The sequence below is a fragment of the Pseudoalteromonas sp. 19-MNA-CIBAN-0066 genome, assembly GCF_040308705.1.
GTDB lineage: Bacteria > Pseudomonadota > Gammaproteobacteria > Enterobacterales > Alteromonadaceae > Pseudoalteromonas > Pseudoalteromonas nigrifaciens.
In genome coordinates, this window is sequence record NZ_JBEONZ010000005.1 from 1 (window position 1) to 16,896 (window position 16,896).

General features: G+C 38.2%; 23 protein-coding genes. 18 read left to right on the forward strand and 5 right to left on the reverse strand.

Annotation, left to right across the window (positions count from 1 at the left end):
• Positions 1 to 139: 139 nt before the first annotated feature.
• From AAEZ18_RS04545 to AAEZ18_RS04570, 6 genes are all read left to right on the forward strand, one after another.
• Positions 140 to 1,096, forward strand: coding sequence for a phosphotransferase (locus tag AAEZ18_RS04545; RefSeq protein ID WP_350594048.1), 957 nt, complete (start codon positions 140 to 142; stop codon positions 1,094 to 1,096).
• A gap of 145 nt (positions 1,097 to 1,241) precedes the next feature.
• Complete coding sequence (gene upp / locus AAEZ18_RS04550; protein WP_011330005.1) at positions 1,242 to 1,871, forward strand: uracil phosphoribosyltransferase; 630 nt, start codon at positions 1,242 to 1,244, stop codon at positions 1,869 to 1,871.
• Between the two features lie 24 nt (positions 1,872 to 1,895).
• Complete coding sequence (locus AAEZ18_RS04555; RefSeq protein ID WP_350594053.1) at positions 1,896 to 3,137, forward strand: uracil-xanthine permease family protein; 1,242 nt, start codon at positions 1,896 to 1,898, stop codon at positions 3,135 to 3,137.
• Between the two features lie 80 nt (positions 3,138 to 3,217).
• Entirely contained in the window at positions 3,218 to 4,090 is an 873-nt protein-coding gene (locus AAEZ18_RS04560; protein WP_350594046.1) for a kinase, read from the forward strand.
• Between the two features lie 216 nt (positions 4,091 to 4,306).
• On the forward strand, positions 4,307 to 4,696 hold the full coding sequence (locus AAEZ18_RS04565; RefSeq protein WP_350594044.1) for a cytochrome b562: 390 nt from the start codon (positions 4,307 to 4,309) through the stop codon (positions 4,694 to 4,696).
• A 10-nt stretch (positions 4,697 to 4,706) separates the two neighbouring features.
• Positions 4,707 to 5,093 (forward strand): OsmC family protein, encoded by a 387-nt coding sequence (locus AAEZ18_RS04570; protein WP_350594042.1) that lies wholly within the window; start codon positions 4,707 to 4,709, stop codon positions 5,091 to 5,093.
• Between the two features lie 83 nt (positions 5,094 to 5,176).
• Here AAEZ18_RS04570 and ykgO read toward each other — a convergent pair whose 3' ends face one another.
• Entirely contained in the window at positions 5,177 to 5,311 is a 135-nt protein-coding gene (ykgO, locus tag AAEZ18_RS04575) for a type B 50S ribosomal protein L36 (protein WP_011330010.1), read from the reverse strand.
• Positions 5,312 to 5,575: 264 nt separating this feature from the next.
• Between ykgO and AAEZ18_RS04580 the strand changes: the two genes are divergently transcribed.
• Positions 5,576 to 5,845: a hypothetical protein gene (locus tag AAEZ18_RS04580; RefSeq protein WP_179807125.1), complete on the forward strand. Its 270-nt coding sequence runs from the start codon at positions 5,576 to 5,578 to the stop codon at positions 5,843 to 5,845.
• Positions 5,846 to 6,137: 292 nt separating this feature from the next.
• Entirely contained in the window at positions 6,138 to 6,617 is a 480-nt protein-coding gene (locus AAEZ18_RS04585; protein ID WP_350594040.1) for a hypothetical protein, read from the forward strand.
• Positions 6,618 to 7,635: 1,018 nt separating this feature from the next.
• Here the strand turns inward: AAEZ18_RS04585 and AAEZ18_RS04590 are convergent.
• The 4 genes from AAEZ18_RS04590 to AAEZ18_RS04605 form a co-directional block, all read right to left on the reverse strand.
• Positions 7,636 to 7,845, reverse strand: a complete 210-nt coding sequence (locus tag AAEZ18_RS04590) for a cold-shock protein (RefSeq protein ID WP_011330012.1) — start codon at positions 7,843 to 7,845, stop codon at positions 7,636 to 7,638.
• Positions 7,846 to 8,034: 189 nt separating this feature from the next.
• Positions 8,035 to 8,244 carry a cold-shock protein gene (locus AAEZ18_RS04595; RefSeq protein ID WP_011329603.1) on the reverse strand — a complete coding sequence of 70 codons (210 nt, stop codon included), beginning with the start codon at positions 8,242 to 8,244 and terminating at the stop codon, positions 8,035 to 8,037.
• A 190-nt stretch (positions 8,245 to 8,434) separates the two neighbouring features.
• A complete protein-coding gene (locus AAEZ18_RS04600; RefSeq protein ID WP_011330013.1) occupies positions 8,435 to 8,641 on the reverse strand; it encodes a cold-shock protein in 207 nt (68 codons plus the stop codon).
• 391 nt (positions 8,642 to 9,032) lie between these two features.
• A complete protein-coding gene (locus AAEZ18_RS04605) occupies positions 9,033 to 9,686 on the reverse strand; it encodes a DUF6058 family natural product biosynthesis protein (RefSeq protein WP_011330015.1) in 654 nt (217 codons plus the stop codon).
• Positions 9,687 to 9,858: 172 nt separating this feature from the next.
• On the opposite strand from AAEZ18_RS04605, the gene dapA reads away from it, so the two are divergent.
• The 10 genes from dapA (at position 9,859) to AAEZ18_RS04655 (ending at position 16,895) form a co-directional block, all read left to right on the forward strand.
• Positions 9,859 to 10,776, forward strand: a complete 918-nt coding sequence (gene dapA, locus AAEZ18_RS04610; RefSeq protein ID WP_208833946.1) for a 4-hydroxy-tetrahydrodipicolinate synthase — start codon at positions 9,859 to 9,861, stop codon at positions 10,774 to 10,776.
• A gap of 117 nt (positions 10,777 to 10,893) precedes the next feature.
• A complete protein-coding gene (locus AAEZ18_RS04615; RefSeq protein ID WP_086995798.1) occupies positions 10,894 to 11,607 on the forward strand; it encodes a beta-ketoacyl synthase chain length factor in 714 nt (237 codons plus the stop codon).
• A complete protein-coding gene (locus AAEZ18_RS04620; RefSeq protein ID WP_089369240.1) occupies positions 11,600 to 12,385 on the forward strand; it encodes a lysophospholipid acyltransferase family protein in 786 nt (261 codons plus the stop codon). Before AAEZ18_RS04615 ends, AAEZ18_RS04620 begins: the two co-directional genes overlap by 8 nt.
• Entirely contained in the window at positions 12,382 to 12,639 is a 258-nt protein-coding gene (locus tag AAEZ18_RS04625) for a phosphopantetheine-binding protein (RefSeq protein WP_011330019.1), read from the forward strand. Before AAEZ18_RS04620 ends, AAEZ18_RS04625 begins: the two co-directional genes overlap by 4 nt.
• Positions 12,640 to 12,664: 25 nt before the next feature.
• Positions 12,665 to 12,910 (forward strand): acyl carrier protein, encoded by a 246-nt coding sequence (locus tag AAEZ18_RS04630; protein WP_011330020.1) that lies wholly within the window; start codon positions 12,665 to 12,667, stop codon positions 12,908 to 12,910.
• A 4-nt stretch (positions 12,911 to 12,914) separates the two neighbouring features.
• On the forward strand, positions 12,915 to 13,481 hold the full coding sequence (locus tag AAEZ18_RS04635; protein ID WP_086995804.1) for a COG4648 family protein: 567 nt from the start codon (positions 12,915 to 12,917) through the stop codon (positions 13,479 to 13,481).
• Complete coding sequence (locus AAEZ18_RS04640) at positions 13,474 to 14,853, forward strand: AMP-binding protein (protein WP_192532286.1); 1,380 nt, start codon at positions 13,474 to 13,476, stop codon at positions 14,851 to 14,853. Before AAEZ18_RS04635 ends, AAEZ18_RS04640 begins: the two co-directional genes overlap by 8 nt.
• A complete protein-coding gene (locus tag AAEZ18_RS04645; RefSeq protein ID WP_011330023.1) occupies positions 14,837 to 15,196 on the forward strand; it encodes an ApeI family dehydratase in 360 nt (119 codons plus the stop codon). The genes AAEZ18_RS04640 and AAEZ18_RS04645 overlap by 17 nt, the downstream gene beginning before the upstream one ends.
• Positions 15,197 to 15,946 (forward strand): glycosyltransferase family 2 protein, encoded by a 750-nt coding sequence (locus AAEZ18_RS04650; RefSeq protein WP_350594037.1) that lies wholly within the window; start codon positions 15,197 to 15,199, stop codon positions 15,944 to 15,946.
• Positions 15,936 to 16,895 (forward strand): lysophospholipid acyltransferase family protein, encoded by a 960-nt coding sequence (locus tag AAEZ18_RS04655; protein WP_350594035.1) that lies wholly within the window; start codon positions 15,936 to 15,938, stop codon positions 16,893 to 16,895. The genes AAEZ18_RS04650 and AAEZ18_RS04655 overlap by 11 nt, the downstream gene beginning before the upstream one ends.
• The last annotated feature ends 1 nt before the right edge of the window (position 16,896 follow it).

Consider the following 16,896-nt stretch of genomic DNA (forward strand, 5'->3'; position numbering starts at 1 on the left):
CCTTTGGCGAGAAAATGGCCGAATTATAACAGCTGGCCATCTAATCTGAGAAATTGCACTTATTATCCGAATTTAGGCTTTTTATAATAACAACGCTTTGCGTTAAACTAACTAAAATTTATTAATATTAAGTGCGGCTATGGCTTTTTACCTTTCTTTATTACAGCAACAGTTTAAACAGATAAAAGTGGGGGCTACGCTGACTTCTTTGTGGAGTGGTTGTGGCAGCATAGTGGCTTGTGAGCTTGACGGACAGGCGTGTGTTATAAAGGCGGTGAATATTCCTGAGGTTATAAATCACCCAAAGATTAAACAAACGGCGTTTGCTGTTAATCGTAAGCGTAAATCTTATAATGTTGAATACTACTTTTATAATGATTGCAGCCAGCAGTTACCTAATAACGCTGCTGCTATTGGCTGTTTAGCCGCAATCCAAAATGATCAGCAATATGTGCTGGCGTTTAACGATTTTACCCAGCAGGGCTATGTACAAGCTTTGCCTCAAGACTATCGCGAGGTTATTAAATGGTTAGCGCATTTTCATGCGTTTAATCTAACAATTGAAGCTGTTACTCACGCGGCTGAAAAGTTATGGCCACAGGGCAATTATTGGCATTTAAGTACGCGTCCCGATGAGCTTACAAAGCTCCAGCAATCAGCTATTAAGCAGGTTGCAGCTAAGCTAAATACGACATTATGCAATAGTGCATATAAAACAGTAATTCATGGTGATGCCAAGCTGGCAAATTTTGCCATAAACAAACAGCAGCACGTGCTAGGGTACGACTTTCAATATGTAGGTGCTGGTGTTGGGGTTATAGACGTGATGTATTTTATGACAAGCTGCTTTAACGAAACACAATTGCATCAGCATGCTGATAGTTGTTTAGAGTGGTATTTTAGCAAATTGAAGTTAGCATTAGGCGTTTATCATCCTAAGGTAGAGGCAAGTAAAGTGATTAACGATTGGCGCAATTTATGGAGTGTTGCATGGGCCGATTTTTATCGTTTTTTAGCAGGGTGGAGTCCAGAGCATAAAAAAATAAACAGTTACATGTTGCTTCACGTAAAGAGTGAGTTAAAAAAACACATTTAATTAACGCTTGAATTAGGTATATTGCCTTAATATCAGGCAAAATAATGTTATTTGGCAGCAATTGTGAGAACTTAACGAAAACTGCAGGCCAAATGCACTTTTTTACTATAAAATATCGCAAATTTTATCACTAGGTTTTTTTAATATGGCTATTCACGTTATAACTCATCCCCTTGTTCAACATAAATTAGGCTTAATGCGCTCCCATGGAATTAGCACTAAAAGCTTTCGTGAATTGTGCTCAGAAGTAGGTACTTTATTAACCTACGAAGCAACTCAAAACCTACCGTTAGAAGATAACGAAATTACCAGCTGGGATGGCACAAAGTTAAATGTGCAGCATATTAAAGGTAAAAAAATTACTGTAGTGCCTATTTTACGTGCGGGCTTAGGCATGATGGACGGTGTGATGCAGTTATTGCCGGCTGCCAAAGTAAGTGTTGTAGGCCTTGAGCGAAACGAAGAAACATTAGAGCCAATTCCATACTTTGAAAAGCTAGTAAGTAATATTAATGAGCGTTTAAGCTTAGTGATAGATCCTATGCTTGCAACAGGCGGCACTATGATTGCCACTATTGATATGCTTAAAAAGGCAGGCTGTAAAGAAATCAAGGTAATTGTATTAGTTGCAGCTCCTGAAGGGGTTGAAAAAACATTAGCTGCCCATCCAGATGTAGAAATATATACTGCATCGGTAGACAGCCACTTAAACGATAAAGGCTATATTGTGCCTGGTTTAGGTGATGCAGGTGATAAAATTTTCGGTACGGTTTAAGTGAAAACAGTGCAAAACGATACGATGAAAAACAATGCCATGTTCTCAATAAAAACGATACTTACTGGTGCGCAAATGTTGTTTGTAGCATTTGGCTCATTAGTACTAGTACCGCTGTTAACAGGGCTTGATCCAAGTGTTGCTCTTTTTACTGCGGGCTTAGGTACGCTATTATTTCAGTTTGTTACTAAAGGCCAAGTACCCATATTTTTAGCGTCATCGTTTGCTTTTATTGCACCGATTATTGCCTCAATACAAATGTGGGGCATACCTGCCACTATGGGTGGTTTAATGGCGGCTGGTTTTGCTTATATGCTATTGAGCTTTTTAGTTAAATTTAAAGGCACTGAAACGCTACATAAAATATTACCCCCAATAGTAGTCGGGCCGGTTATTATGGTTATTGGCCTAGCTTTAGCACCGGTTGCCGTAAACATGGCCATGGGCAAAAGTGGTGACGGCAGCACGCAAATTATTGCTTATGATAGTGCTATTTACATCTCATTATTTTCTTTAGTGGTTACGCTTATATTAGCGGTATGGGGTAAGGGTGTATTTAAACTTATTCCAATATTAGCAGGGGTGGTAGCAGGTTATAGTTTATCGCTTGCTATGGGCGTGGTGCAATTTGACGCCGTAACTAACACACAGTGGTTAGCTGTGCCTAACTTTGTTTTACCTGAGTTTAAATGGCAAGCCATTTTGTTTATGGTGCCGGTGGCGATTGCTCCCGCTGTTGAGCATATTGGCGACATGATGGCGATTAGCCAAGTTACCAATAAAGATTTTTTGAAAAAACCAGGGCTACATCGCACTCTATTTGGCGACGGATTAGCTACCTCAGCAGCATCATTGTTTGGTGGGCCGCCAAACACAACTTACTCAGAAGTAACCGGTGCGGTAATGCTGACTAAAAACTTTAACCCAAAAGTGATGATATGGACTGCAATTATTGCCATTACTTTAGCCTTTATAGCTAAAATGGGCGCAAGTTTACAAACAATTCCAGTGCCGGTTATGGGCGGCATTATGATTTTATTGTTTGGCTCAATTGCAGTGATCGGATTAAACACTTTAGTTAAATCTGGGGATGATTTAAGCGAACCGCGTAATTTAAGCATAGTAGCGCTTATTTTGATTTGTGGTATTGGTGGAATGCATATTGGCAGTAGTCAGTTTAGCCTAGAAGGCGTAAGCCTCTGCGCTATTTTAGGCATAGTGCTAAACTTAGTGTTACCAAAAGCCGAGAAGAAAAACGCAGCTTAAATTTATAGATAAGTTAAACTAACCTAATAGCGCATATATATGCGCTATTTTTTTAGCTAAAATAAAGGCGCAATAGAAATATGGATATCAGTGATTTTTTAGCAAAACATCAATTACCAATAAGCTATCAACAGCAGTGTGAACAGTTTTTTATTCCGGTAGCAAAAAATATATTGCACGCTAAAAAAAACAATACTCCGTTATTTGTTGCTATTAATGGCAGCCAAGGCTCGGGTAAAACCACCTTGGCTGATTTTTTAGTAACTTGGTTGGCAAAAAATAGTTCGTTTAATAGCATAGCGCTTTCTATTGATGACTTTTACCTTACTAAGCAGCGCCGACTGCAGCTTGCAAAAAATGTACACCCGCTACTTGCCACTCGCGGCGTACCCGGCACGCACGATGTAGCTTTAATGAAAAGCACACTTGAGCAGTTACTAGCAGGGCACAGTTGTGTGCCTCTACCTCATTTTAATAAGCATTTAGATGACAGTGCGCCACATAACGAGTGGCCGCGTAATAATACCGCTGTCGATATTATTATTTTAGAAGGGTGGTGCGTAGGTAGTAAGGCACAATCGGCATCAGCATTAACTGCGCCATTAAATGAGTTAGAGCAAAATGCAGATAGCCAAGGTGTTTGGCGTAACTATGTGAACAATTGTTTAAAAACAGAATATTTAAACATTTTTGCTAAAGTTGATTATTTAGTGATGCTTAAAGCCCCTAGTTTTGCTGCCGTATTTGCATGGCGAAAAGAGCAAGAGCAAAAGCTTATAGCCTTAAAAGGGCAAGGTGCAGGCACTATGAATGACGCCCAACTTAGATACTTTATTGCTCATTTTGAGCGTGTCACTCGAGAAAATTTAAACACACTAGCATCAACAGCAAACGCCCTTGTAACACTTAACGAGCAACGTGAAATTAGTTGCTTGGAGTTTAAAGCTGATTAATTAAAATGTTATGTCAGCAGCAATTGTGGCTTGCTATAACAAGGTTGAGTTTACTAAGCTCCTCAAAAAAGTCGCTCTTTACTCTTTAAGTTTGCATCTAAACTGTAAAGGGGCTTTACACAGCGAACAAGGCTAAACATTACACACTTTCATTTGCGGTTACTTACTAGCGTATTATTGGTATAATCGACGGAGTTTTTAATTGAAAGGTTTATCATGAAGTACTTTTATTTTGTTTTTATTTTACTCACGTCATCAGTCTCAATTGCCAGCGCGCCAGTTGACCTTGAAATTAATATGAAAAACACGGGGCTTGCATATAAACAAGCAGTGCAAGCGACTAATATTGACGAGTTTAACCTTGCGATTAATGAATTCATCTCGTTAGTGGAAATAAGTAAAACAGCTAAGTTTTATAAAGAACTAGAGCAATCATTACAAGGGCTTGATAAAGTCATTGCTCAGGCTGAGCTTGCAAAACAAGCTGCTAACCTGCAAGGTTTGAGTGCGGCTAAACAGCCACTAAAAAATATAGATAATTTACGTAAAAAGTACCATGAGTTACATGAGCCTCCAGGCTTTTTTGAATTACTATTTGGAAAATAAGGGACCCTCGATGGAAATTTCAGTTGTAATGTTAGATGGCCAAAAGCTCAGTGCTAAATTTGGCGATCATGAAGTGATAAGCGATCAGAGTTTGGCTGCAGGTGGCAACGCAGAGCACCCAGAACCGTTTGATTACTTTTTAGTGAGTATGGTGTTATGTGCAGGTTTTTATGCAAGAAAGTTTTGCCAACAACGCGATATTTCGACACAAGGGATGTCACTTAAGCAAAATAACGAAAATGTGGATGAAGATGGTAAAAAGTTATTTTCTATTGAGATAACACTCCCAGATGGATTCCCTGATAAGTATAAAAAAGCACTGGTTGCCGCGGTAAATACCTGCACCGTGAAAAAAGTAATTCAGGCAGTACCTGAATTTTCAGTGGTAGTTAAATAGATAGTTAAATAAGTAGTTAATTAAAGTCACTGAGTGTTACACAACATTCAGTGACTGCTTTATAAAGTGATAGTGGTCAAATGCTATTTCTTTTTCATACCCTGAACAGCTTTAAAGCGCGGGTTCTCCTTACAAATCACAAACACGCGTCCTTTACGTTTTACAACTTGACACCCTGCACGCTGCTTAGCACTTTTAAGTGAGCTTAATACTTTCATTTTATACCTCATTAATAAATAAAATAGGGAAATTCTCATAACAGCATTACGTTATGTGATATTATATTATTTTATTCATCAGGATCTATAGCCACTCAAAAATTATTTAATAAGCATTTAAAAACCATAATTGCTGGCTATTTATGCAAACAAATCAAAAAATGAGCAGTTAAACCAAAAGTGCTGGCTATTGGCGTTTAGCCTGTTATAACTATAATTACATTCGTTAAAAACAGCATAAACAGTAGATCTCAGAGGTAACATATGAGCGACGCAATACAAAAACAACAACAAATAGATCAAGGGGTAATGGATACTCTAAAAGAGCGCGACCATAGTGTTTTAGCACAACAAGTAAACCCTTTAACTTGCACCCATAATGATATTATTGAGTTACTTGCCCAATATATGGCATTAAGTGAACAAGATAACGATGATCTATTTGATCACTGGTTTGATAATTTATCAAAAGAACAACACACAGTATTAAAGGTATTTGAGGTATATAGAGGGCAGTATGAACACCAAAATTAAAATTAGTAAGAGAAGTTTTCTCTAAAAATTTCAGCTGTTAATCACTTCATTTCAAGTTATATACGCACAATTTTTAGTTAACCATTTGAATTTAAATTACTAAATTCAAATAGTTAACTCTCTTAAACGCACCTTAGTGCTTCAAAGTAAACACAATAACCTCTTATACTAAAAAGTAATTCCGGCATCTATTTATAATTTCAGTATTTTATTGATTACTTACATCTTTGGAATGATATTTGCTTGTAATTATAGAAATAAAATCGTCAATATTTAGACACATGAGGTAAAAATGAATTTTGGAGCTCTTTCTTCACAGTTATACAATGACAATAGCTATTCAAACCTAAGTAATTTAAATAAAAACACTGTAAAAATGGATGATCCTAGTAAAAGCGCAGAGGCTAAACCAGATACTTCTTTAAATAAAAGCGCTGAAAAAACAACGAGCTCAACTGAGACTATTGAAGACATAAAGCCGGTCATCAGCACCGAAACAGAAGATTCGAGCGACAACTCAGCAGTTCAAATGCATAAAGCTATCGGATCAATTAAGGACTTGCAGAATAAAATAAAAGAAATGACCAATAATTCTGATACGCCAACAGAAGAAACAGCAGAAGAACTAAGTAAACTTAAAAAGCAACTCGACAGTGAGCTATCGTCGATACAGTTAACAGTGCGAAAAAATGTATCTACTTTAATGGATTCACTATTTTCATCATCTTCAGATAATAAATACTCAGGTTTGCTTTTTAACAACAAAGTATAATCAAACTTAACTTTTCATGTGTTTATCAGTTTAATCGTGGCTTTATAAAGTCTAAAAAGCTGCGAGTCCAGCTTGTATTATTTCGCGATTATTGACTGCTATAATAACACTTGGTAGTAACTCTATAAGTATGTAATTTCTAATCATGAAATGTGAAAGAAAAGCAATACCTTGACGTGCGACACATATTTTCCTGAGTAGCTTTACCACTTCTAGCTGAATTAATACGTAACTTATCGAGCATGTAATAAATTATGCTTAAGTACTTTTCAATGGGTGAAAGGTAGAAAACATGAATCAGAAAGAACTTGAAGCTTAATACTTTTGTAAAGAAAGCCGCAAAAGTATTAAAATAGGTGAAGGGTGAAGGCGGTTAATTTGAGTTGAATATACCCTGCAACCGTAATGGTGGCTTGTGCCTCTCTCTCTGTAAAGAAATCAACTCCACTTTACCTCAATGAACAACAAAGTATTATGTTTACACGGTAAAGGAATGACGACGCGTAATATTGTAATTCATTCGATAAGACCTATTACGCCAAAAACCTTCTTAACTGAACTTCCCAAGTTAGAAGGTTGATGGTTGGTAAATAGGGCTGTTAGAGCTGTTTATATGGGCTGTATTTGTTTGAAAGCTAAAGAGGTAATAAGCTGATTGTCAGCAAAGTGATTAATTTGATACTAGGCGTTGACGTTACAGGCTAAAAAGATTTATTGGGATGTGTCTTTGAAGATGATATGGGTATATTGGGCTATATTTAAAATTAGTACTTACATAGGTATTGTCAAAGGCTAGCTTTAGGCGCGTAAATTCTCTTTCCCCCTATTAAAATCTCTAACTAGAAGAAAAGCAATTAAAATATTATACAGTTCCATGTGTTATTAAATTTCTTAACCAAAGTTCAAGTTAAATAGTAATGCTATAAATATAGAAAAGTAAAACAAAAAACCCACTATAGTCAGGCTATGAGTGGGTTTTTAGTGCGCTTTAAATTAAAAACGCATCAGCTAAAACAGCTTAGATAGCTACGATGTTTTCAGCTTGTGGACCTTTTTGACCTTGTGTAACAGTAAACTGTACACGTTGGCCTTCAGCTAGAGTTTTGAAACCGTCGCCAGAAATTGCGCTAAAATGTGCGAAAACGTCTGCGCCAGATTCTTGCTCGATAAAACCAAAACCTTTTGCTTCGTTAAACCATTTTACTGAACCAGTAGTTGTATTAGACATAATTATATCCTAAAAAATTAATAAAAGTGTGCCTGAAAATAGGCGATTGAGCTGGAAAAAACCTATATTTAACTTGAGGATAACGCGAAGGATTATTACTAATATCAACGTGGTACTTACAAATAAACAGTATTTCTTTCAAACTTATATAAATAGATGGGTTATAAATAACCCATCAACTTAAACATCTTAGATACAAACGATGTTTTCAGCTTGTGGACCTTTTTGACCTTGTGTAACAGTAAACTGTACACGTTGGCCTTCAGCTAGAGTTTTGAAACCGTCGCCAGAGATTGCACTGAAATGTGCGAAAACGTCTGCGCCAGATTCTTGCTCGATAAAACCAAAACCTTTAGCTTCGTTAAAAAACTTTACTGTACCAGTAGTTGTATTAGACATAATTGTATCCTAAGAAATTAATAAAAAATGTGCCTGAAAGTAGGCGATTAAGCTGGAAAAAATAAATATTTAACTTGAGGATAACACAAAGGATTATTACTAATATCAACGTGGTACGTACAAATAAACAGAACTTCTTTCAAACTAATATTCATTAACGGGTTATTACTAACCCATTAAATTAAACAATTTAGATGCAAACAATATTTTCAGCTTGCGGGCCTTTTTGACCTTGTGTAACAGTAAATTGTACACGTTGGCCTTCAGCTAAAGTTTTGAAGCCATCGCTAGTAATTGCGCTAAAATGAGCAAAAACATCAGGGCCAGACTCTTGTTCAATAAAACCAAAACCTTTTGCTTCATTAAACCATTTAACTGAACCAGTTGTTGTAGACATAGTAGTATCCTAAAAAATTAAAGTGCGCCCTATATAAGGCAATGTAAAGAGTAAGAAAACATATATTTAACTGAGGATAGCGCGAAGGATTATTACTAATAACAACGTGGTACTTACAAATAAACAGGGCTTTCTATCAACCCGATGCGACGTACTTTAACAGCAACCTCTGGCGGATATCAAGCTTTATTTTAAGTTTAGTTTTACGCATAGCACTTTGATCATCTGACTTTGTTACATACTTTATATAGGAATACTTGTATTGAGGGGGCTGTAACGCAAACAAACACTAATCCTATAGGCTGTATTTTCTTAAGCTACTGGCCGCTATACGTATATTCGTTAATTATAAATTGGCAGAGTTAATCTTAAAGTAGTAGTACATTAATAATTACTTTATCGATAAGTCGTATTTTAAAATAAGGGTATCTATATAGCGGGTTCTAAGTGTGTGTTGTTTTTCGTGATCGGCACCATGGCTCAAAGCCCGGTTGAGTAACTTTATAGCGGGGTGCAGTTTTGCACGCTCATCTTGATCTAACCCCGCTTTACTGCGTAATTCGGTTATGTCATCAACCACCAGGCGGCCTATATCAACAGCCACTATTTCGTCTATTAAGCCATTTTGAGTAAGCACGCCATATTTGCTGCATAAAAATTGCTGCCATACTTGTTGTACATGTTCTTCTATTTCGCAACCAAATAGTTCTTCGTTAAATTCAAACCCTTGTTGGGCAAGTTTGGTTAAGCTGGCGGTATATTGCTGGGCAAAGTAATTAAATGCCTGGCTGGATGAATCGATTTTTTGTTTTATCAGCCCTTGCCCCCAGTTTACACAACCTCGTGGGTAATAATCGTCGTACTCTTCGCATTCGTACAAACCCGAGTATGAGCTGCAACTTAGTTGGTTTTTAATACAATAACTAGGCTTAGGAAATACACTTTGCTGTTGCCAATGCTCAAGCTTATCTGCATCAATATTGAGTGCCTGGCATAGCTCGTCGGTATGATAAAAATGGGTTGTTAAGTACTGAGATAAACGCATAAAAGCTCGCCTAATATTAAAAATACAAACACTGTTTATATATACAGTTGTTCATTTTGTATTATCAAACTTAATATTACAAGCCATTTTATTACAAAATATGCGTTTACAGCTGCAAAAGCACACATAAATATGGTACAAATAGCGCAAGTTTTATAAAGAATGATTTTTTATGCGCAGCCTAGAACAAATTAAACAAGCAAGTCTTATTACAGCAATTAAAACACCTTATTTATCGAGTGGCGAAATTGACCTTGCAACATACGATCGCCTTGTTGAGTTACAAATAGCAGCTGGGGTTGACGGTATCGTTGTAGGCGGCACTACCGGCGAAGGCCAGTTAATGAACTGGGAAGAGCACTTAATGCTCATAGCGCATAGCGTAAATAAGTTTAGCAGTAAGCTAGTAATTGTAGGTAATACGGGCAGTAATAATACCCGAGAAGCGATTAAAGCCACTAAATATGGTTTTGCCAGTGGTATGGATGCTGCGTTGCAAATTAACCCTTACTATGGGCGCACCTCTATTGCGGGTGTAAAAGAGCATTTAAAGCGTGTTCTTGATATTGGCCCTGCATTTATTTACAACGTAGCGGGGCGTACAGGACAAGACTTAACGCCTGATATTATTGAACCACTAGCAAAGCACGAACATTTTATTGGTGTTAAAGAGTGTGGTGGTAACGAACGTATAGCTCATTATGAGAAGCAAGGCATAGCGTGTTGGTCGGGTAATGATGATGAAAGCCACGATGCTCGTCATACTCATGGCGCTCATGGGGTTATTTCGGTTAGTTCTAATCTTATGCCAGAATTGTTTCGCCAGTTAATGGATGCGCCAAATGCTGCGCTAAATACGTCATTACAACCATTAATAAATTGGTTGTTTTGCGAGCCAAATCCAATTGCGATTAATACTGCACTCATGATGACTGAGGCAGTTGAACCGGTATTTAGATTACCTTACTTACCCCTTAACGACGCACAGCAACAACAAGGTGAAAAGTTGATTAATCAGCTAAGCGCAAGTGATGTTGTTGGTGGCCATGCTCGCTGCATAAATGAACAAGAATTCTTTTTAATATCATAGAATTATTAGCCAGCGCTGAATGGAAATTCAGCGCTGGCTTTTTTTATTGTTTATTTTACTTTTTTTGTTAAAAAATGTAAGATCCTGCGTCCTATCATTAACTAAATATGTATATTTGTGAAATTTGTTGTTGAACAACTCGCTACATGGATCCAGCCAGAACAGCGACAAATAGAAAGCGATCATTGGTATGATAACTCGCCTATAACACTTGATTGGGTTGCACCTATGCAACGCCGGCGTATGACTCGTTTTAGCAAAATGGTATTACACAGTGCTCAGCAAGTAAGTAGCGCTGATCAGTATACTAATTTATCGGCGGTGTTCTCATCGCGCCACGGGGACTTTCATAAAACAGCCAATTTATTAGTTGATATAGTTAATCAGCAACCATTATCGCCCACAGGTTTTGGCCTGAGTGTGCATAATGCCGCAGCCGGACTTTTTAGTATTATCAAAAGTAATACCTGTGCAATGAATGCTATTGCAGCAGGGGCTGAGAGTTTTATGTGTGCAATTGTAGAGGCCTACATTCGCCTTGTTGATAGCAATGAGCCGTACATGTTAGTAGTCCATAGCGATGAAATCCTCCCCGATATATATAACCAATTTGCTGACGAGCTACAAATTACTCATTCCATTGCTATGATAGTGCGCCTTGCTCAAGCAAATGAGCCGTGCTTTAGTTTAAATAAAGTACTTAACCCTGCTGCAAAAAATAGTAACTTACCAATGAGCCTGCAAGGTGCTAAAGCCCTACACGATAAAAAAAGTGCGATATTAACCCACACTACATTGGCTCATCATTGGCAACTTACCTACCATGATTAAACACATTATAAAAATAACAGGGCTTTGTTGGCGTGTGCTTGCAACCGGTGTTTGTTTTAGCGTGTTTGGCATAGGTGGTTTAGTACTGACATTAGTGGTTTTTCCGCTGCAAAACGTATTAGAAGCAGATGTAAACACCCGTAAAAACAGAGCAAGAGCGACAGTACATTACTGTTTTAAATTTTTTGTTGGATTAATGCATTACACAGGCGTTATTCGTTTTAATATTAAAGACAAAACCCAGCTTGCTAATTTAAACGGAAAATTAGTACTTGCCAATCACCCCTCTTTAATTGATGTGGTTGTGCTTATATCTGTGATTAAAAATGCAGATTGCGTAGTAAAAGCCCATTTATTTAAAAACCCCTTTATGCGCGGTGTAATTAAAAGTACTGGTTATATAAGTAACGAAGATCCAGAAGGTTTATTACGTGAATGTGAGCGCAGTATAAGCAAAGGAAATAACTTAATAGTTTTTCCTGAAGGCACACGTTCACAGCCCCATACTGCACTTAAGTTTAAACGAGGAGCGGCCAATATAGCACTTAGATGTAATGTGCCAATCGCTACAGTATTAATAAAAATGCAGCCTAATACCTTAACCAAGGGTACACCTTGGTATAAAGTAGCGCCTTATCAAGCGCACTTTAGCTTGCAGCTGGCCAGCAAGCAGTTTAACAGTAACCTGCCTTATGTTAGTGACACACCCGCTATACAATCTCGGCATTTAACTAACAGCTTACAACATTATTTTACAGAAGAACTGAGCAATTTATGACTGAATTAAAAGTACAAATTAAACAATTAATTATATCCAGCCTTGATCTAGAAGATATGACAACTGCAGACATTGCTGATGATGAAGCATTATTTGTTGATGGTTTAGGGCTCGATAGCATAGATGCACTAGAACTTGGTTTGGCAATAAAAAAACAATTTGATGTGAAAATAGATGCCAATTCAGAGCAAACAAAAGCGCACTTTGCCTCGGTGAATTCTTTAGCACACTTTATAGAACAAGCACGTTCTTAAATTATAAAAATATATAGGAATAACAATGAAAACCGCTGCTGAAATTTATGATGTATTACACGGCATTTTAGAAAACGATTTTGAGATAGACCCAGCCGACATAAACCTAGACGCCAACTTATATCAAGACCTTGATTTAGACAGCATTGACGCTGTTGACTTGGTAGTAAAACTAAGAGAAATCACCGGTAAAAAAATTGATCCTGATGCATTTAAGCAAGTACGTACTGTGCAAAATGTAGTTAGCGAAATAGAAAAGCTCGTTAACTAAATAAATGCTTAAAGCCTTGTTAACCACCCTTATTATGCTTTGTTTGGCCTGCTACCCAGTTATTGTGTATGTGGGCCTGACGCAGTTTAATAGCCAACTGCTATCGATCGTATTATTATTTTTGCTTGCACTACGCTTGTGGTTAAGCAAAGCATTATTTGACAAAATGCCGTGGTTAAAGCCAGCGACATTTTTAGCTGTGATAGCAATCGTATTGTCAAAAGTGTTCGACAGTGATGTGGGTTTACGTTTATACCCGGTGATTATTAACACTGTGATGTTGCTCGTGTTTAGCTACTCACTTTATAAAGGGCCATCAATAATAGAAACCTTTGCCCGCATCACTGAGCCTGAGCTCGATGAGCAAGGTGTGCAATACACTAAAAAAGTAACTCAGTTGTGGTGCGTTTTTTTTATAGTTAATGGTGGTATTGCCTTATATACCAGCCTGTTTGCTAGTTTGGCAGTGTGGGCTTTTTATAATGGTGTGATTGCTTATGTAGCTATGGGCGTGTTGTTTGCCTTAGAGTGGCTAGTCAGGCTAAAAGTAAAAAGGAAAGCGCGTGTTTAGTACCTTTCAAAGTAAAGTATTTCAAAGTAATAATGTTAGTGTGTGCTTTAATCATGAAAATAAGGCAGTGACACAACGCCAGTTTGTTAGCGATGTTAATCGGCTATTAGCTAAGTATTCACCGGGCACAGCGCCCACATCTGTGGTGTTATATAGCACTAACACTTATAAGTTTGCGGTGAGTTTAATGGCACTCACCTTGCGCGGTTGCACGGTTATACTGCCACCTAATGGTCAACCCGAAACACTCAAAGCCTTACTACAGCAAACGCCTTGTTTTTTAGGTGACTCAGAGCTTGTTGAACCACTGGGTATTGACTTTATCAATATAGAAAACTTGCCTGAACAGCCTGGCTTTTTTCCTTTAGCGCAACTTGTTTGGCCCAAAGAAGGGAACTTGGTGTTTTACACTTCAGGATCAACAGGTAAAGCTAAGCCAATTGTAAAGTCGTGGCAAACAATTAACAAAGAGCTGAGCATTTTATCAAGCAGTTATGCGTTAAAATGTATGCCAATGTTTATTGCTAGCGTATCGCATCAGCATATTTACGGGCTGCTATTTAGGTTGTTATGGCCACTTAGTACCGGACATGTCGTTGATACCGATTTACTACACTACCCAGAGCATATAGCCGCCAAGCTCAAGGGCGCTAAACAAGTGGTGTTAATTTCTAGCCCCGCACAGCTAAAACGATTACGCGCAGACAACGTATTAATTGAACAAAAATCTCACTTACAATGGATATTTTCATCTGGTGGGCCGCTGGCAAACGAAGATGCAGTATCGCTATTCAGTCAGTTAAATAAACCAATAACACAAGTGTTTGGCAGTACCGAAACCGGTGGTATAGCGTATCGACAAGTTACCTCGCTTGAAAACGTGAGCTCGTGGCAGCCGTTTTCAGGTATAAAAATGAGTGTTGGCACAAACGATAGACTCCTTTTAAATTCACCGTTAGTGAACCACAAAGATTACCCGCTTGACGATAGAGGTTTGGTGCTTAAAAGTGGTCAATTTAAACTGCTTGGTCGATTAGACCGAATCATAAAATTAGAAGAAAAACGCCTCAGTTTGGATGAACTAGAACACCACCTAGCAAGCAGTGAGTGGGTAAACGACGTTAAAGTAATTGTATTACCTGGGGCAAGGCAAGTAATAGGTGCGGTAGTTGTGCTTAGCCAGCAAGGGGTAAAACATTTACAAAGTGAAAGTAAATTAGCCACTAATAAGCTTTTAAAAGAGCATGCACTAACGCGTTTTGAGCGCATTTGTACGCCTAAAAAGTGGCGTTTTATAGAGCAGTTACCTTATAACAGCCAAGCTAAATTAAACTTAAAAGCATTGGAGCACCTTTTTGACAAAGTTGATTAAAACGCAGCCGCAACTACTTAAATGTGAGCAAACCGAGCAAGGTTATCAATTAAGTTTATTTGTGCCCAAGGATTTAGATTACTTTAATGGCCATTTTAAAGACGGCCCTATTTTAGCAGGCGTAGTGCAGCTAGATTGGGCGGTTGCTGCAATTTGTAAGCAGTATAATATTCAATTAGCGGTAAAGAATGTCGAAGTGCTAAAGTTTCAGGTGGTGATTACGCCGGGCCTTACTATGGTATTAGCCATAGAGCAAAAAGCGCTTAATAAGTATGTGTTTTCTTATCGCTCGGCTAAGGGGCAACATGCGTCTGGGCGGATTGTTTTTGAAAGTGTTGTTTAAATGAATAAGTTTTGTATTGTCATTCCAAACTACAATCATACCTCTGTGATAGCGGGGGTATTAACCAGCCTAGCTGAATATAACTTACCAATTATTATGGTAGATGATGCAAGTAATGAGGCAGCTAAAGCAGTGTTTTCTGCACTTACACAGCAGCACCCGTTACTTACCATTGTTACCCATGAGCACAACCAAGGTAAAGGTGGGGCGGTACAAAGCGGTTTGCATTATGCGTATCAGCAAGGGTATTCCCATGCTATTCAAGTTGATGCCGACGGCCAACATAACTTGGCCGATTTAGCGCAGCTTTTGCGCCTGTCAAACGCCAATCCACAGGCATTAGTAAGCTGTTGCCCAATATACGACGCTTCAGTGCCTAAGCATCGCTATTTAGCACGGTACTTAACTCATGTGTGGGTATGGATTGAAACCCTTAGTTTTGAAATTGTTGACTCTATGTGTGGCTTTAGAGTGTATCCGCTGGGAGCCTGCGAAAAACTGTTAAAAGAAGTTAAGCTGGGCAAGCGGATGGACTTTGATCCTGAAATATTAGTGCGTTTATATTGGCGTAATGTGCCGTTTATATTTTTACCTAGCCAAGTGATCTATCCAGAGAATGGGCTTTCTCACTTTCAGCCATTGCACGACAACGTGCGTATATCTTGGCTACATACGCGATTATTTTTTGGTATGTTAGTGCGCTCGCCTTGGCTTATAGCACACAAATTAAAGAGACGTTATGGCCGTTAAACATTGGTCTAAAATGCAAGAGCGCGGTAATTATTTAGGCATTCAAACTCTGCTATTTACACATAAAATACTGGGTCGCAAAGGGCTGTGGCTAATTTTGTTTCCTGTGGTGGTGTATCTCTTTATTACTGGTAGGGTTGCCCGTGCTGCTTCAAAACAGTTTTTACAGCAAGTTAATTTGTACACCGGCACTAGGCAAAGCGTGACACTTAGACAGCAACTAAAGCACTTTTGTAGTTTTGCCGACAGCGCCTTTGATAAAATAGATGGTTGGCTTGGGCGTATTAGCTTAAGTGATATTGAATATACCAACGAGCATTTATTTAGCCAATTAAATGAGCAACGCCAAGGGGCTATTTTTATTGGCTCGCATTTGGGTAATTTAGAAGTGTGCCGAGCGCTTAGCCAACATCGCAGTGGCAAAGTTATTAACGTGCTGGTGTTTACTCATCATGCAGTAGAATTTAATAAAATGCTGAAAAAAATTAACCCCAACGTAGCGGTTAACTTAATTCAAGTAACTGACTTAGGCCCAGGTTTAGCTATTTTATTGAAAGAAAAAATTGAGCAAGGCGAAATTATTGTTATTGTTGGCGATCGCACCAGTACCACCACTGCCGCGCGCTCTGTGCAAGTGCCTTTTTTAGACAAGCCAGCCCCGTTTTCTCAAGGACCTTTTATTTTAGCGGCATTACTTGATTGCCCAGTTTATTTTTTGTTTTGTTTAAAAGATCAGCAAAGCAGTAAGTACCACGTAATATTTGAGCAATACAGCAACAGCTTAAAAATGCCACGCACCCAACGACAGGCAATTTTAAACCAAGTAATTACAGACTATGCGCAGCGTTTAGGTCACTATGCTGCGCAATATCCTTATCAATGGTTTAATTTTTACGATTTTTGGCAAAATGATCAGCAAGTCGCCCGCGATCAAGCAAAGGAGAAATAGA

Excerpts from the sequence above, each read along its gene's own strand:
- AAEZ18_RS04545 (WP_350594048.1), top strand. The coding sequence starts at position 140 with ATGGCTTTTTACCTTTCTTTATTACAGCAACAGTTTAAACAGATAAAA.
- upp (WP_011330005.1), top strand. The coding sequence starts at position 1,242 with ATGGCTATTCACGTTATAACTCATCCCCTTGTTCAACATAAATTAGGC.
- AAEZ18_RS04555 (WP_350594053.1), top strand. The coding sequence starts at position 1,896 with ATGAAAAACAATGCCATGTTCTCAATAAAAACGATACTTACTGGTGCG.
- AAEZ18_RS04560 (WP_350594046.1), top strand. The coding sequence starts at position 3,218 with ATGGATATCAGTGATTTTTTAGCAAAACATCAATTACCAATAAGCTAT.
- AAEZ18_RS04565 (WP_350594044.1), top strand. The coding sequence starts at position 4,307 with ATGAAGTACTTTTATTTTGTTTTTATTTTACTCACGTCATCAGTCTCA.
- AAEZ18_RS04570 (WP_350594042.1), top strand. The coding sequence starts at position 4,707 with ATGGAAATTTCAGTTGTAATGTTAGATGGCCAAAAGCTCAGTGCTAAA.
- ykgO (WP_011330010.1), bottom strand. The coding sequence starts at position 5,311 with ATGAAAGTATTAAGCTCACTTAAAAGTGCTAAGCAGCGTGCAGGGTGT.
- AAEZ18_RS04580 (WP_179807125.1), top strand. The coding sequence starts at position 5,576 with ATGAGCGACGCAATACAAAAACAACAACAAATAGATCAAGGGGTAATG.
- AAEZ18_RS04585 (WP_350594040.1), top strand. The coding sequence starts at position 6,138 with ATGAATTTTGGAGCTCTTTCTTCACAGTTATACAATGACAATAGCTAT.
- AAEZ18_RS04590 (WP_011330012.1), bottom strand. The coding sequence starts at position 7,845 with ATGTCTAATACAACTACTGGTTCAGTAAAATGGTTTAACGAAGCAAAA.
- AAEZ18_RS04595 (WP_011329603.1), bottom strand. The coding sequence starts at position 8,244 with ATGTCTAATACAACTACTGGTACAGTAAAGTTTTTTAACGAAGCTAAA.
- AAEZ18_RS04600 (WP_011330013.1), bottom strand. The coding sequence starts at position 8,641 with ATGTCTACAACAACTGGTTCAGTTAAATGGTTTAATGAAGCAAAAGGT.
- AAEZ18_RS04605 (WP_011330015.1), bottom strand. The coding sequence starts at position 9,686 with ATGCGTTTATCTCAGTACTTAACAACCCATTTTTATCATACCGACGAG.
- dapA (WP_208833946.1), top strand. The coding sequence starts at position 9,859 with ATGCGCAGCCTAGAACAAATTAAACAAGCAAGTCTTATTACAGCAATT.
- AAEZ18_RS04620 (WP_089369240.1), top strand. The coding sequence starts at position 11,600 with ATGATTAAACACATTATAAAAATAACAGGGCTTTGTTGGCGTGTGCTT.
- AAEZ18_RS04625 (WP_011330019.1), top strand. The coding sequence starts at position 12,382 with ATGACTGAATTAAAAGTACAAATTAAACAATTAATTATATCCAGCCTT.
- AAEZ18_RS04630 (WP_011330020.1), top strand. The coding sequence starts at position 12,665 with ATGAAAACCGCTGCTGAAATTTATGATGTATTACACGGCATTTTAGAA.
- AAEZ18_RS04635 (WP_086995804.1), top strand. The coding sequence starts at position 12,915 with ATGCTTAAAGCCTTGTTAACCACCCTTATTATGCTTTGTTTGGCCTGC.
- AAEZ18_RS04650 (WP_350594037.1), top strand. The coding sequence starts at position 15,197 with ATGAATAAGTTTTGTATTGTCATTCCAAACTACAATCATACCTCTGTG.
- AAEZ18_RS04655 (WP_350594035.1), top strand. The coding sequence starts at position 15,936 with ATGGCCGTTAAACATTGGTCTAAAATGCAAGAGCGCGGTAATTATTTA.